This window comes from Bradyrhizobium sp. USDA 4369 (assembly GCF_054056435.1).
Window position 1 is genome coordinate 1692315 of the sequence record NZ_JBSRYH010000001.1, and the last position, 14485, is coordinate 1706799.

General features: G+C 65.8%; 13 protein-coding genes. 5 read left to right on the forward strand and 8 right to left on the reverse strand.

All coding sequences use genetic code 11. The annotated features are described in order from the left end of the window. The first annotated feature begins 106 nt into the window (after positions 1-106). On the forward strand, positions 107-1411 hold the full coding sequence (locus tag ACVIJ6_RS07740; RefSeq protein ID WP_456772209.1) for an MATE family efflux transporter: 1305 nt from the start codon (positions 107-109) through the stop codon (positions 1409-1411). A 58-nt stretch (positions 1412-1469) separates the two neighbouring features. Here ACVIJ6_RS07740 and ACVIJ6_RS07745 read toward each other — a convergent pair whose 3' ends face one another. After that, positions 1470-2564: a quinone-dependent dihydroorotate dehydrogenase gene (locus ACVIJ6_RS07745; RefSeq protein WP_456772210.1), complete on the reverse strand. Its 1095-nt coding sequence runs from the start codon at positions 2562-2564 to the stop codon at positions 1470-1472. Next, positions 2561-2905: a DUF952 domain-containing protein gene (locus ACVIJ6_RS07750; protein ID WP_456776927.1), complete on the reverse strand. Its 345-nt coding sequence runs from the start codon at positions 2903-2905 to the stop codon at positions 2561-2563. Before ACVIJ6_RS07750 ends, ACVIJ6_RS07745 begins: the two co-directional genes overlap by 4 nt. 286 nt (positions 2906-3191) lie before the next feature. Here ACVIJ6_RS07750 and ACVIJ6_RS07755 point away from each other — a divergent pair, with 286 nt between their 5' ends. Next, positions 3192-3953 (forward strand): carbonic anhydrase, encoded by a 762-nt coding sequence (locus tag ACVIJ6_RS07755; RefSeq protein ID WP_456772211.1) that lies wholly within the window; start codon positions 3192-3194, stop codon positions 3951-3953. A gap of 229 nt (positions 3954-4182) precedes the next feature. Here the strand turns inward: ACVIJ6_RS07755 and ACVIJ6_RS07760 are convergent, their stop codons facing one another. From ACVIJ6_RS07760 to ACVIJ6_RS07780, 5 genes are all read right to left on the reverse strand, one after another. Next, a complete protein-coding gene (locus ACVIJ6_RS07760) occupies positions 4183-5829 on the reverse strand; it encodes a lysine--tRNA ligase (RefSeq protein WP_456772212.1) in 1647 nt (548 codons plus the stop codon). Between the two features lie 188 nt (positions 5830-6017). Further along, a complete protein-coding gene (locus ACVIJ6_RS07765; protein WP_456772213.1) occupies positions 6018-6926 on the reverse strand; it encodes a transporter substrate-binding domain-containing protein in 909 nt (302 codons plus the stop codon). 96 nt (positions 6927-7022) lie between these two features. Beyond that, complete coding sequence (locus tag ACVIJ6_RS07770) at positions 7023-7616, reverse strand: SCO family protein (RefSeq protein WP_456772214.1); 594 nt, start codon at positions 7614-7616, stop codon at positions 7023-7025. Positions 7617-7975: 359 nt separating this feature from the next. Continuing rightward, complete coding sequence (locus tag ACVIJ6_RS07775) at positions 7976-8500, reverse strand: hypothetical protein (protein WP_172235337.1); 525 nt, start codon at positions 8498-8500, stop codon at positions 7976-7978. A 783-nt stretch (positions 8501-9283) separates the two neighbouring features. Further along, positions 9284-9598, reverse strand: a complete 315-nt coding sequence (locus ACVIJ6_RS07780; protein WP_307768953.1) for a hypothetical protein — start codon at positions 9596-9598, stop codon at positions 9284-9286. 209 nt (positions 9599-9807) lie between these two features. Between ACVIJ6_RS07780 and ACVIJ6_RS07785 the strand changes: the two genes are divergently transcribed. From ACVIJ6_RS07785 to ACVIJ6_RS07795, 3 genes are all read left to right on the forward strand, one after another. Beyond that, positions 9808-10173, forward strand: coding sequence for a nuclear transport factor 2 family protein (locus ACVIJ6_RS07785; protein ID WP_456772215.1), 366 nt, complete (start codon positions 9808-9810; stop codon positions 10171-10173). 196 nt (positions 10174-10369) lie between these two features. Then, complete coding sequence (locus ACVIJ6_RS07790; RefSeq protein WP_456772216.1) at positions 10370-12214, forward strand: AMP-dependent synthetase/ligase; 1845 nt, start codon at positions 10370-10372, stop codon at positions 12212-12214. Between the two features lie 310 nt (positions 12215-12524). Further along, positions 12525-13523 carry a LacI family DNA-binding transcriptional regulator gene (locus ACVIJ6_RS07795; protein WP_456776928.1) on the forward strand — a complete coding sequence of 333 codons (999 nt, stop codon included), beginning with the start codon at positions 12525-12527 and terminating at the stop codon, positions 13521-13523. A gap of 32 nt (positions 13524-13555) precedes the next feature. Here the strand turns inward: ACVIJ6_RS07795 and ACVIJ6_RS07800 are convergent, their stop codons facing one another. Then, on the reverse strand, positions 13556-14311 hold the full coding sequence (locus tag ACVIJ6_RS07800) for an SDR family oxidoreductase (RefSeq protein ID WP_456772217.1): 756 nt from the start codon (positions 14309-14311) through the stop codon (positions 13556-13558). Between the last annotated feature and the right edge of the window lie 174 nt (positions 14312-14485).

Genomic DNA, 14485 nt, shown 5'->3' on the forward strand with positions numbered 1-14485 from the left:
GGCTGAGATCCGCCGCACCAGCGCGACGCATTGCGACCCGGCCAAGCGAGCGAGCAATCCGTTGCATTCACCGGGATTCAAAAGGCCAGCCATCACCAGCCGACAGGTGTTCGACATCGCAGGGCCTGCGATGATCGCGAACCTGACCACGCCCTCGATCGGCATTGTCGCGACCACCGCGATCGGCCGGCTCGGCGCGCCTGCGATGCTCGGCGGCGTGGCCATGGCCTCGGTGATTTTCGACTGCCTGTTCTGGCTGTTCGCATTCCTGCGCGCGAGCACGCTCGCCTTTACCGCGCAATCGCTCGGCGCCGGCGAAAGCGGCGAGATCCTGATGGTCCTGATTCGCGGCCTCGCACTGGCGGGGCTGGTCGGCCTCGGGCTGATCGCGGTGCAGGTGCCGCTCGCGGCGGTGCTGTTCGAGCTGATGGGCGGCAGCGAGGCCGTGCGCGGTGCTGCCCGGACCTATTTCATGATCCGAATCTGGTCGGCGCCGCTGGCGCTCGCCAATTACGTCCTGCTCGGCTGGCTGGTCGGCCTGGCGCGCGCCCGGCTCGCGCTCGCGGTGCAGGTCGCGATCAATCTGATCAACATGGCTGCGACCATCCTGCTGGTGCAGGTGCTGGAGACTGGTATTGCCGGTGCGGCGATCGCCGCCGTGATCGCGGAGACCTTCGGGGTCGCGATCGGCCTGCTGCTGGCGCATCGGCTGGTCAGGCCCGCGGCCACGCTATCGCGGCGCGCGCTGTTCGACCGGGCCAAGCTGATGCACATGATGGCGGTCAACCGCGACATCATGATCCGCACCGCGGCGATGATCGTGGCGTTCCTGTTCTTCACCTCGCAGGGCGCGCGCGCCGGCGACACGACGCTCGCGGCCAACGCAGTGCTGAACAATTTCCTGCTGGTCGCGGCCTTCTTCCTCGACGGGCTCGCCAACGCCGCCGAGCAGCTCTGCGGCTATGCTTACGGCGCGCGCAACAGGGACACGTTTGCCGGCGCCACCCGGCTGGTGCTCGCCTGGGGCTTCGGCTTCGCGCTCGTCGTCGCCGTGGTGCTGGCGCTATTCGGCCCGGCGCTGATCGACGTGATGACGGCGAGTCCAGCGGTGCGCAGCGCCGCGCGCGACTATCTGCCCTATGTGGTAGCCTCGCCGCTGCTGTCGGTGTTCGCCTTCGCGTTCGATGGCGTCTATATCGGCGCCACCTGGGCCCGCGACATGCGCAACCTCATGGTGGCGGCGCTGGCCGTGTTCCTCGCGATCTGGTTTGCACTGCGCGGCTTCGGCAATACGGGGCTGTGGATCGCGATGCTCGGCTTCTACGCCGCGCGCGGCGGCTTCCAGGCCGCGCGTTATCCGGCACTGCTGAAGGCGTCGTTCGGGAAAGGCCCGGCTGGCCCAGCGTTGTAAACTGTCATCGTCCGCAGGCGGGGATGACAGCGGAGAATGCCGCACCGCTCGGCCACAACTAAACCGGCCAGTCCTCGGCGGTGATGGTCGCTGCGTCGGCGCCGACGATCTCCGAGAGCGAGTCACGCCCCGTGCGCAGCAAGGTCGAGGTCAAGTCGGCCTTGATGCTCTCGACCAGGCCGAGCCCCTTGTAGACCAGCGAGGAATAGAGCTGGATCAGGCTGGCACCGGCGCGGATCTTGGTCAGAGCGGCGCCGCCGCTGTCGATGCCGCCGACGCCGATCAGCGGGAAGGCGCCTTCGACGCGGACGAACGTCTCCGCCACCATGCGGGTCGACAGCCGGAACAGCGGCCGGCCCGACAATCCGCCCTGCTCCTTGGCGCGCAACGGCTCGCGCAACGTAGTCGGCCGCGCCAGCGTGGTGTTCGAGACGATCATGCCGTCGACGCCGCGCGAGCGCGCGACATGGACGACGTCGTCGAGCTCGGCCAGGCTGAGATCGGGCGCGATCTTGAGCAGCACCGGCGTGTCGCCAGCCTTGCGCCGGACGCGGTCGCGTGCTTCCAATACCTTGGACAGCAGCTCATCGAGCTGCGCGGCCTGCTGCAGATTGCGCAGGCCCGGCGTGTTCGGCGAGGAAATGTTGACGGTGAAATAGCTCGCGACCGGCGCGAAGGTCTCGATCAGCCGGACGTAATCGGCGACGCGGTCGGCCGAATCCTTGTTGGCCCCGACATTGACGCCCACGATGCCGCCCTGATTGGCGCGGCCGGCAAGCCGCCGCAGCACGATCTCGGCGCCGTCATTGTTGAAGCCCATGCGGTTGATGACTGCCTCGTCACGCTCCAGGCGAAACAGCCGCGGGCGCGGATTGCCGCTCTGCGGCCGGGGCGTGACCGAGCCGATCTCGACGAAGCCGAAGCCGAGCCGCAGCAGCGCGTCGGGCACCTCGGCATTCTTGTCGAAGCCGGCGGCCATGCCGACCGGGTTCGGAAAGTTCAGCCCGAAGGCCCGCACCGCGAGCTTGGCATCGTCCGGCCGCGGCTTGATCGCCGGCAGCAGCTTAAGGCCCTGAATGGCGAGCCGGTGCGCGTCCTCGGCATCGAGCCAGCGCAACAGCGGCAGCGAGAGCTGATCGAAGGCGCGAATCACGGCGTGAGTTCCGGAATGTCGTGGCCGCCATCGGCCCGGCTGTGCATCTGGTGAACCGCAGTCACGGCGCCCACATCGAGCTCGCCATACAGATGCGGGAACAGCTCGTCATTGCGGGACCGCTCCCAGCGCAGCGCGGCGCCCAGCGCGTCGGCCTCGACCTCGACCAGGAACAGCGCGTTCTGCCCGAAGAAGTGCTTTCGCGCGGTCTCCGGCACCTGGGCCGCGGTCGAGAAATGGATGAATCCGTCGCGCAGATCGTCGGCGCTGCCGCGATAGACGCCCTGCCGCTCCGCCTCGCGCCAGGCCGAAGCTGAGCAGATTTTGTAGATTTTGGGCACCTTCGCGCGATCCTGCTCGATCTTGAGTTTGCTGATGTTTTTCGGGATGCGGACGACCGTATCGGCAGGTGTCGGCGAACTCAAGCATCGATTGTCCAGCGGCGGTCGGCGCCGGCGCGTTGAAGTTGTCCCGTGTCATCACGGGTTCACCCGGATGTGGCCCGTTCCTCAGCAAGGATTAACCGAATTCGGCTCTTCTGGGGCCTGCGACTCGCGCTCGCGCCCAATGCTGCGCCGACGCGCCGCACCGATTGCACGCATCACACCTGTCGTTTTGGAGATTGCCATGAACCGCCGCAACGCCCTGAAGGCCCTCGCCGGGCTCGCCCTCTGTCCTATCTGCGCCCAGCCGGGCTTTACCGCCGAGGGCGCGCCGCATTGGAGCTATGAGGGGGCAACCGGCCCCGCCAAATGGGGCGATCTCGATGCGGCCAACAAGGTCTGCAGCATCGGCAGCCAGCAATCTCCCATCGACATCGAGCACGCGACCCAGGCCCGGTTGCCCGACTTCAAGCTGAGCTGGGCCAAGACCGCCGACACCATCGTCAACAACGGCCACACCATCCAGCTCAACTTCGCCGATGGCAGCGGCACCCTGAAGCTCGACGGCACCACCTACAAGCTGCTGCAGGTGCATTTCCATCGGCCGAGCGAGCACCAGATCGGCGGCAAGAATTATCCGATGGAGGCGCATTTCGTGCACCGCGCCGCCTCGGGCGGGCTCGCCGTGGTCGGCGTGCTCATGACGACGGGCCGTCCCAATCCTGCCTTTGCGCAGATCGTGGCGACGATGCCCGACAAGGAAGGTCCTGCGGTCAAGGCCGATGCGCGCATCAATCCGAACCAGATGCTGCCCAACCGCCGCTCGTATTATCGCTATGCCGGCTCGCTGACGACGCCGCCCTGCTCGGAAGTGGTCGAGTGGCTGCTGCTGGCCGATCCGATCCAGGTGGCGGAAGCCGACGTGGCGAAGTTCGCCAAGCTCTATCCGATGAACGCCCGCCCGGTGCAGAAGCTCGACCGCCGCTTCGTGCTGCAGGGCGTGTAGCTGACGTGGCCGCTTCGGACTGACGCGGCCACGCATTCCGCTGTCCTCGCCCGGCTTGACCGGGCGACCCAGCATTCCACCAGCTCCGGTGCTTGGACAGGTGAGTTGCGGCGTACTGGATCGTCCGCCTGCGGACGATGACAGCAGAGAGCTTCGCGGCAACGCGGCTGATCCAGCAATCACTACGGCTCAAGGCCGGGACGACACCGCGAGAGGCAATCAGCTTGCCTCACGCGCTCCGCGCCAGCGCGCCGTCGATCATCGCCACCGCATTGTTGAGGCCGTAGACCGCGACGAAGGAGCCGAAGCGCGGGCCCTTCTCCTGGCCGAGCAGCACCTGATAGAGCATGTTGAACCAGTCCAGCGACACGCCGGGCCGGCCGTCCTTGCCCTTCTTGGCGTGGTCGAGGAACGGCTCGCGGCGGCCGATCTCGTAGACCACGTTCTGGATGTCCTCGGCCGGCGCCTCCGCAGACAGGTTGGACAGCGCATCGCGCAGGTCCTGCAGCGCCACCCGCTCGCCCTCGGTCGGCTCGCGGAACGTCTTCGTCGGCGCGACGAAGTCGCGGTAATAATTGATGGCGTAGCCGACCATCGCATCGAGCTTGGGATGCGTCTGCGGCGTCACGCCCGGCCGGTAGCGGCCGATGAAACCCCACAGGGTCTCGGCATTCTCCGCGTTCGACGACGACACCAGCGTCAGCAGCAGCTGGAAGGTGACGGGCATGTCGGCCTTCGGCGGCGTCCCGGAATGGATGTGCCAGACCGGATTGCCGAGCTGCTGCTTGGGGTCCTGCTTCGGAAAGCCCTCCAGGAACTGCTGGTAGTCGTCGACATTGCGCGGGATGACGTCGAAATACAGCCGCTTCGCCGCCTTCGGCTCGCGATACATGAACAGCGACAGCGATTCCGGCGAGGCGTAGCGCAGCCATTCGTCGATGGTCAGGCCGTTGCCCTTGGACTTCGAGATCTTCTGGCCCTTCTCATCCAGGAACAGCTCGTAGTTGAAGCCCTCCGGCGGCGTGCCGCCGAGCGCCGCGCAGATCTTGCCCGACAGCTTCACCGAATCGATCAGGTCCTTGCCCGCCATTTCATAGTCGACGCCGAGCGCGTGCCAGCGCATCGCCCAGTCCGGCTTCCATTGCAGCTTGCAATGCCCGCCGGTCACCGGGACGGTCATCCGCTCCTTGGTCTCGGGGTCGTCATAGGAGATGGTGCCGGCCTTGGCGTCGTGTTCGACGATCGGCACGTACAGCACGAGGCCGGTGCGCGGGCAGATCGGGAGAAACGGCGAATAGCTCGCCGCGCGCTCCTCGCGGAGCGACGGCAGCATGATCGCCATCACCTTCTCCAGCCGCTCCAGCATGCGCAAGAGCGCTGCATCGAACTTGCCGGAGGTATAGTACTCGGTCGAGGACGCGAATTCGTAATCGAACCCGAACCTGTCCAGGAAGGCGCGCAGCCGCGCATTGTTGTGCGCGGCGAACGACGGATACTCGTTCGAAAACGGATCGGGGATGCGCGACAGCGGCTTGCCGAGATGGCTCGCCAGCATCTCCTTGTTCGGCACATTGTCCGGCACCTTGCGCAGGCCGTCCATGTCGTCGGAAAACGCCAGCAGCCGGGTCTTGATCCTGTCCTCGGTCAGCACGCGGAAGGCATGGCGCACCATCGTGGTGCGCGCGACCTCGCCGAAGGTGCCGATATGCGGCAGGCCGGACGGGCCGTAGCCGGTCTCGAACAGCACCTCATCCTTAGGGGTCTTCTTCAGCCGGTTGACGATCGCTTTCGCCTGTTCGAACGGCCAGGCATTGGAGTTTTCGGCGAGCGCGCGCAGGTCGCTCGGGCTGGTGGGGACAAGGTCGATCGTGGACATCTGAACTACCGGTTCTTCAAAGGAGCAGAAAACTAACACACGGCGTCATCGCGAGCGTAGCGAAGCGATCCAGAGTCTCACGCGCGGCTCCTGGATTGCTTGGTCGCTCCGCTCCTCGCAATGACGGTGGATGCGTAGCGATGATGGGCGCGGCGCAATGCGCCTTTGCCCACCTGACAGGTGAAACTCTAGAACGGGCTGATCGAGAAATAGCGCAGCCACAGATCGGTGTAGCGGCCTTTTTCCCAGACCCGGAACAGCGCCCAGTTCAGGGCCTGGCGCAGCAGGTCATTGCCCTTGCGCACCCCGATCCCGACGCCCTCGCCGAAATAGCGGCTTTCGACGAAAGGTCCACCGGAAAAGGCGCAGCAATCGGCGGAATCGGTGCCGTTGACCCAGAACGCCAGCGAAATGCCGTCGCCGAAGATCAGATCGACCTCGGCCCGCCGCAATGCCTGCCGCAGCGCCTCGTCATTCGGATAGGCCTTGATCTCGGCATCCGTGAACATCGCCTTGAGATAGGCCTCATGGGCGGTGCCGGCGATCGCGCCGATCTTCTTGCCCTCGAGAAATTCCGGGCGGATCTCGGTCAAGACAGCGTCGCGCCGGGACACGAAGCGCGCCGGCGCCCGGTAATAGGGATCGGAGAAATCCAGCCGCGCCCGCATCTGCGGCGTCACCGCCATCGACGCGATGATCGCATCGCCGCGGTTCGAGGAGAGCGCGTCCAGCAGGGTTTCGAAGCGGCGCATCTGGACGGTGCAGGTCACCTTGATCTCGTCGCAGATGGCTCGCGCCAAATCGACGTTGAAGCCGGCCGGATTGCCGTCCGGACCGGTGAAGTTGAACGGCGGATAATCGGTCTCGGTCAGGAAGCGGATCACGGTGAGGCGGGAAAGATCCGGCCGCTCGGGACGGCGGCGCGGATCCCAGAAGCCGGGCACGGCCTGTGGCGCAGCCTCAACCGGCGGCTTGATCGGTGCCTGGGCATGCGCGTCCGACGCAGCACCGGCCACGCCAATGCAGAGCAGCAGGCCCGCAATGGCGGCGCGGGCGGTAAAGATCGACTTCGCAGGCTGTGACAAGGCGGTCGGCATTTGCGGTCCCGAGGTCAGCGCGCCTTATAGACCATCCAAGCGCAAATTCGAGGCTGGATTCGGCGCAGGACAACCCTCCGCCCTAAGCGTTAATGCTCAGAGGTACTTTTTCAGGTCGGCCGCTGCTTCCTCCGGGGTCCGCTTCAGGTTGAAAGGCGCAACGAATCGGCCATTGCGATCCATCAGATACACCAGGGCCGTATGGTCCATGGTGTAATCGCCATCCTTGAGGGGAACCTTCTTGGCATAGACGCGGTATTCGGTGAGCACCTTGGCCAGCACCTCGGGATCGCCGGTCAACCCCTTCAGATGCGGATCGAAGCTCGAGAGGTAGTCCTTCATCGTCGCCGGATTGTCCCGCTCGGGATCCACCGAGATGAAGTAGGCGTTGACGCCATCGGCGTCCTTGCCCATGGCGCGCAGCACCTCGGAGATCTCGAACAGCGAGGTCGGACAGACGTCCGGACAATGGGTGAAGCCGAAGAAGATCAGGGTTGGCCGTCCCTGCAGGCTCTGCTCGGTGACGACGGCGCCGCTCTGATCCGTCAGTTGAAACGGGCCGCCGATCGCGGCCGGCGCCGCGATATTCCGCCCGCCCCCCATGATCAGGAACATCAGTGAGAGCCCGACCACCAGGCTGGCGGCAAAGGCGCCGACGATGACGAGCGGGCGCGTGACATTACGCGGCATGCCGAGTTCCTTCACTCTCTCTCAGAAGCAGGCCCGAAGGCCGGCAGCCATGATCTCGAAGAACACAGCCGTCCCATACTTCCCCCACAGACCGACCGCCCCCGTCAGGAGAACGAGCCCCGCAACGCCAGCTAGCACCGCCGTCAGGCGGCTGGCCGCTGCGGACACTCTTCCTTGCGGTGCTGATTCTTGCGGCGCTGAAAGAGGCTGCATGATGGCCTGCTCATTCGGCGGGGCCACTGCCCCAGAATGGCACAAGCAGCCGCCCGCCTCTCGCCCTCTCAGATAGGCCGCAGCGACGAGCGAGGCAAGCGCTACGGGACCGAGGCGATAACTTGGCCGGGGGAGAGGACGTCCGTTCAGTGCGCGGCGGACGCCTTGGCAGCCGCCGGCGACATCGCCGGGGCGTTCGGCGCCACCTGAGCCGGGGCTGGCGAGGAGGCCTGGGCATCCATGTAGCAGGGCTTGTACATCGCCTGCAGCTCTTTGCCCTTCAGAAAGATCATTCGCGGGGTCAGGCCGCCGCGCTGCGAGATCCAGCGGCGAATCGGCGACGGATACATCGAATAGAGCATCTGGGTCGCCTCGGGATTGGTAACGGCCCGGCCGTTGGCACCGAAATCCCAGGCAGCATGGAAGCCGAGATTGGCATGCGAGGTGACGCAGATCTTCTCGTGGGGAATGGCGCCCAGGACGATGGTGCAGGCCGAGGCGCACAGACCGTCGATGATAACATACTCACCGGACGAGCGCAGCCCCTGATATTTGTCGACATAGGTACCGATCCGGCCACCGCGGTCATCGGCGATTCTGACAACGGCATGGCTCGCACCGACGCCGGACAGCAACAGAACAACCGCGAGCAACCCCGTCCAGAATTTCATGTCGAGCCCCAGTTCAACCCGGCGAAGCCGATCTGACCGACTGTGATGCGCTTCTTGTGATGCTTGGATTGCGCCGACCTTACCGACGCACCCCGCTCCCCAGAACCGGAACACGACAGTCAGATCCAAATCGCTAACGCAGCGTGTTTCGAGATCGCGTTTTTGTCCAGGACAGCGCAGCCAGCAGAGCCAAATTCAGAGCAAGTGTTGCAAGGCGGCTGCACCAGCGGTTGCCGTGGCGAAAAAATCGCCCCACCCGGGTTCCGAGCATGGCCGGCGCGCCACGAGCAAGGCGAGAGCTCGCCATCATCGCCCTATTGCGCGGCTCGCGGATCACGCAGCGCTGAACACCGGGAAATTACGGGCGCTGCAGCTCACGCCGGCCGCCCGGCGAGCGACGCGCAATCACCGTTGTCTCGCGCGCGTGATGAGAGGTGCACGCCGCGCTTTGGACAATCGTGCGCTCACGAGATTTGCGCGACCTGTTCAACGCCAGGCGATCGCCGCCATGCGGATCGCTGACCGACCGTCAGCCGCGCGAATCAGATCGACGCGCAGCCGATCACGCGTCGTCGCCTGAGCCGCCGAGAGCACTCGGCCCGCTGCAGTCGGTTGCAGCGCAACGCTGCCGACTTGCGCGGGCCAGGAGCGCGCAGCCGCGCCTCGGCAGACCTCGCTTGGAGGGGAATCACTCGGACAGGAATCACTCGGGCTGGAATCGTCCCAACCTTCGGCGGGAGCGCGCCCGAGGATGCGCATTCCCCGCCAGATGTCGTCCATCGACTAATCGTTCGGCAAACGAATGCGGGCGCCAAAGGTCACGAGCGCGGCATCGGCAGACCCGAGCTGGATCTGCCTGTCGGGGACTTCCTGATAACTGCCGTCTTCAGTTTTCCTTAACGCATATTGCCAGACCGTTAACGTCTCTCCACGCGCCAACGCGTCGCGGATGCGGCTCGCGCCGGTGCCCGGCAGCTTGCGCAGATCATCGCGCATCATGCCGATCACGGTCGGGCTCTCGCCCCGATGCAGCTCGAAGAACACCATGCGATTGGGCTTGTCCTGCGGTTTGAGCACCGTATCGGCCGTGAACAGCACGAGACAGATCGCAACTGCGATCAATTTCCAAGTGTCGGACAACATGCAACGCGATCTCCGCACCGTCTCTGCGCGCTCGTATGCGGGGCGCTGCAGATCGGCAACTTACAGTTTCGTCATGCGATATGAGATGACGTCCGACGTAATCGATTCGCGACACGGCGGGCGCGATCATCGCCTCATCATCGTTCACAACATGGAGAGCACCGATGACCGACATCGCCGCCATCGCTGATAGCTACATCGCGCTGTGGAATGCGCGCACATCCGCACAACGTCGCGAGCTGCTCGCGCGGCATTGGACCACCGACGCGACCTATGTGGACCCGCTGATGCGCGGCGATGGGCACACGGGCATCGAGGCGCTGGTGGCCGGCGTGCAGCAACGCTTTCCCGACTACAGCTTCAGATTGATCGGGGCGGCCAACGGCCATGGCGATTATGTCCGCTTTCGCTGGGAGCTCGGCCCGACAGGCGAGAGCAGTCCGATCGAGGGCAGCGACGTCGCGGAGCTGAAGGACGGCCGCATCCATCGGATCATCGGCTTTCTCGACAAGGTACCGGAAGGCGCCTGAGAACGTCAGCGACCGGCAGCGCTCCGATCCGGAGCGCTGCCGCATCCGGATAGGATCGAGCCTTCCCGCTGGCGCCGGTCTCCCATGCCGGGGTGCGGGGGCTGGCCGTGCGCAATTGCGCTACGTCAAGGTCGGCCGCGATCCGCCGCTGCAAGAGCGGCACATCGCGACACCTTACAGATCGCCGGAGACGGGCGTGCAGCAATCAGGTCCCATCGATCATCCCCCCGCGGCGGCCGGCGCGCTGGCCGACATCGCGACGCTGCCCGAGCTGTGGCGGTGGCGGTGCCTGCAGAGCCCCGACAAGCAGGCCTATCGTCATTTCGACTCACGTCGCGGCGAATGGACCAGCCTCTCGTGGCGCGAGATCGACGCCCTCGTCGAGCGCTGGCGACGGGCGCTCGCGGCAGAGGGCTTCGAACCCGGCGAGCGCGCCTCCATCCTGATGCCGAACGGCGTTGCGCATCTCGCGATGGATCAGGCGGCGCTGTCGCTCGGCCTGGTGCCGGTGCCGATGCACGCCGTGGATAATGCCGACAGCATCGCCTACATTCTCGCCGACTGCGGCGCCCGGCTGCTGCTGGTCGATTCGGACGAGCGCTGGAACGAGATCGCCGCCGTCGGCCAGGCGATGCCCGACCTGAAGCGGATCATCTGTGCCGAGCTGCGCGCCAGCTCCGGAATGGCCGGCGACCCGCGCCTAAAGGCATTGGACACTTGGTTGGACGCGGCTGGCGCCCCCATGTCGCACGACAATATCGTGCCCGTCGTGCCGCACGACCTCGCCGCCATCGTCTATACGTCGGGCACAACAGGCCGGCCGAAAGGCGTGATGCTGTCGCACGACAATGTGGTCTCCAACCTCAAGGCGATCCATCAGCGCCTCGCGGCGCGTCAGGACGATGTGTTCCTGTCATTTCTGCCATTGTCGCATACGTTCGAGCGGACCGCCGGCTACTACTACCCGATCGCGATCGGCGCCTGTGTCGCCTATGCGCGCTCGGTGAAGCAGCTCGCCGAGGATCTGGTGGAGGTCCGCCCCACCATCCTCATTTCGGTGCCGCGCATCTATGAGCGGATCTTCTCCCTGGTCATGCACCACCGCGCGCTCGCCAACCCGATCGAACGGGCGCTGCTCGATCTGACGATCGCAATCGGCAACCGCCGTTTCGATGCGCAGCACGGCGGCACGCAGCTCGGGGCCTTCGATCGCTTCGCATGGCCATTGCTCAAGCGCCTCGTCGCCGACAAGGTGCTGGCCCGGTTCGGCGGACGCCTGCAGGTGGCGGTCAGCGGCGGCGCGCCGATCGCCGAGCCGGTGGTGCGGCTGTTCCTCGCGCTCGGGCTCGAGGTGCTGCAGGGCTACGGCATGACCGAGACCTCCCCGGTGGTCAGCGTCAACACGCCTGACGACAACGACCCGCGCACGGTCGGCCGCGCCCTGCCGGGCATCGAGGTTCGCATCGGCGACAATAACGAACTGATGGTGCGCGGACCCAACGTGATGCTCGGTTATTGGCACCGGCCGGAGGAGACCGCGCGGATCAAGCAGCCCGATGGCTGGCTGCATAGCGGCGACCAGGCGCGCATCGACCACGGCCGCATCACGATCACCGGGCGGATCAAGGACATCCTGGTAACCTCGACCGGCGAAAAGATCGCGCCGGCCGATCTCGAAACCGCGATACTGACCGATCCGCTGTTCGAGCAGGCGATCGTGATCGGCGAGAACCGACCTTTCCTGACCGCGATCGTCGTGCTCAACCCGAAGGGCTGGGCCGAGCAGCAGGCAAGGCTCGCCACCCATGGCCAGCGCGGGACGGAGGCCGAGGCGGCCTCCCTGTTGCGGCACATCGCGCGCGCGGTGAAGGCCTATCCGTCCTATGCGACGCCGAAAGCGGTGCATTGGACGCTGGAGCCCTGGACCGTGCAGGCCGGCCTGATCACGCCGACGCTGAAGAACAAGCGCCCGGCCATCGAGCGCGCCTTCGCGAAGGAAATCGAGGCGATCTATGCGAGGCGGCCGGTCGCGGCGGCGTAGCCACCGGCGCGGGTCGCCGCGAAAGCCGAAGCCGGCCGATCGACCAGAACGATCCGATCCGTCCGACCATAGCAAGGGCTGATCCAACGCTGGCGGTTCATCGCGCGATCGATCAAAGCGCCGTGCAGGCTGCCGACTGCAGGCGATTGTTATCGATATCACAGGCGATGTATCCTGGCGCGGAAGCGGCCCCGCCCTGTCGCGCTTGCAGCTCAGGCATGCGGGCATCCCAACGTCCCCCCCGGAGCAAGCGCATGCGATGAAGCAGACCCGGACGACGATCAACCGGAGCCCGAGGCGGCCGGCGACCATGGCGGAGGTCGCGGCGCGGGCGGGCGTGTCCACGATGACCGTCTCGCGCGCCTTGAAGCGAGACGGCGCCGTCTCCGAGGAGACGCGGCGCCGCATCCTCGCCGCCGTCGAGGAGCTCGGTTATGTGCTGGATCTGTCGGCCGGCGCGCTCTCGTCGAAGCGGACCGGCTTCGTGGCCGTGCTGGTGCCTTCGATCAACAATTCCAACTTTGCCGACACCGCCCGCGGCATCACCGAGGTCATCGATGGCCAAGGGCTGCAGATGCTGCTCGGCGCCACCGACTACGACATCGAGAAGGAGGAGCATCTCGTCCAGACCATGCTGACGCGCCGCCCAGACGGCATCATCATCACCGATGGCCGGCATACGCCCCGGGCACGCCGGATGCTGCAGGCCGCCGGCATTCCGGTGGTGGAGATCTGGGACCTGCCGGCTGAGCCGATCGATCACGTCGTCGGCTTCTCCAATGCCGAGGCATCGCGCGCGCTCGTCCATCGGCTCTACCAGAAGGGCTACCGCAATATCGGCTTCATCGGCGGCGCAAGCCGGCGCGACAGCCGCGGCGCCGACCGCAGGCTCGGCTATCTACGTGCGATCGAGGAGCTCGACCTGCCGGTCGGCCGCACCATCGCGTTCGGCGATCCGCCGATCTCGATGGAGCAAGGCGGTCAGGCCATCGTTCATCTGATCGAGCAATGGCCGGATGTGGACGCCGCCGTCTGCGTGTCCGACCTCTCCGCGTTCGGCGCCATCATGGAGTGTCATCGTCGCGGCTGGACGGTCCCGGGCCGGATCGCTATTGCCGGTTTTGGCGACTTCGAGGTGTCGCGCTGGGCCTGGCCACGGATCACGACCGTCGCCGTGAATTGTCGCAACATCGGGCTGGAGGCCGGCCGCATCCTGCTGGGCGCACTCGATGACATGCAGAAAGAGCGCACGCCGATGCCGGCGACGCTGATCGTGCCCTTCGAGGTGATCGAGCGCGAAAGCACCTGAGCCGCATGCTTCAACAGCGTCGACGACGCCGCTCAAAGCGAGGCGGTGATGCCGCCGTCGACATAGAGCACGTGCCCGTTGACGAAGGACGATGCAGCCGAGGCGAGGAAGATGCAGGCGCCGACGAGCTCTTCGACCTTGCCCCAGCGCCCCGCAGGGGTGCGTTTTTCCAGCCAGGCAGAGAAGGCCGGATCGGACACCAGCGCCGCGTTGAGCGGCGTGTCGAAATAACCGGGCGCGATCGCGTTGACCTGGAGGCCATGCTTCGCCCAATCGGTCGCCATGCCCTTGGTCAGGTTCGCCACCGCGCCTTTCGTTGCCGTGTAGGGGGCAATCGAGGGACGGGCGAGCGCGGACTGGACCGAGGCGATGTTGATGATCTTGCCGGCGCGCCGCCCGATCATGTGGCGGGCGCAGGCCTGGCCGACGTTGAACACCGAGGCGATGTTGGTCTGCAGCAGGCGCTGAAACGCCTCGTCCGGAAAGTCCTCGAGCGGCGCCCGATGCTGCATGCCGGCGTTGTTCACGAGAATATCGATGGGGCCGATCTCAGCCTCGAAACCATCGACCGCGGCTCTCGCAGCCGCATGATCGGTGACATCGAAAGCGAGCCTGCGTGATCCCGCAATCGCGCTTTCAGCGCGGGCAAGCTTCGTCTCGTCGCGGCCATTGAGCACGATTTCGGCGCCAGCCGCGGAGAGACCGCGCGCGAGCGCAAGGCCGATTCCTTGAGAGGATCCGGTCACCAGAGCACGACGCCCCGTCAGATCGAACAAGTCGACCGCCACCTGTGCCCTCCCGCCAATCGCGCGCCGATTTAGCCGAGACTATGTTATCGATAACAGGAGCTGTCAATCTCGCCTGGCCAGCGGTAGGGAATGATCCTGTGCTGCCGGTTGGCGCCGCGTCAGGAGGAATCGGGGAAGGCTAGCCGCAAACCAGGAGATCAGCTCTGAAGCGGA

Coding starts and splice junctions, on each gene's coding strand:
- ACVIJ6_RS07755 (WP_456772211.1), top strand. CDS start 3,192: ATGAACCGCCGCAACGCCCTGAAGGCCCTCGCCGGGCTCGCCCTCTGT.
- ACVIJ6_RS07760 (WP_456772212.1), bottom strand. CDS start 5,829: ATGTCCACGATCGACCTTGTCCCCACCAGCCCGAGCGACCTGCGCGCG.
- ACVIJ6_RS07765 (WP_456772213.1), bottom strand. CDS start 6,926: ATGCCGACCGCCTTGTCACAGCCTGCGAAGTCGATCTTTACCGCCCGC.
- ACVIJ6_RS07770 (WP_456772214.1), bottom strand. CDS start 7,616: ATGCCGCGTAATGTCACGCGCCCGCTCGTCATCGTCGGCGCCTTTGCC.
- ACVIJ6_RS07775 (WP_172235337.1), bottom strand. CDS start 8,500: ATGAAATTCTGGACGGGGTTGCTCGCGGTTGTTCTGTTGCTGTCCGGC.
- ACVIJ6_RS07785 (WP_456772215.1), top strand. CDS start 9,808: ATGACCGACATCGCCGCCATCGCTGATAGCTACATCGCGCTGTGGAAT.
- ACVIJ6_RS07795 (WP_456776928.1), top strand. CDS start 12,525: ATGGCGGAGGTCGCGGCGCGGGCGGGCGTGTCCACGATGACCGTCTCG.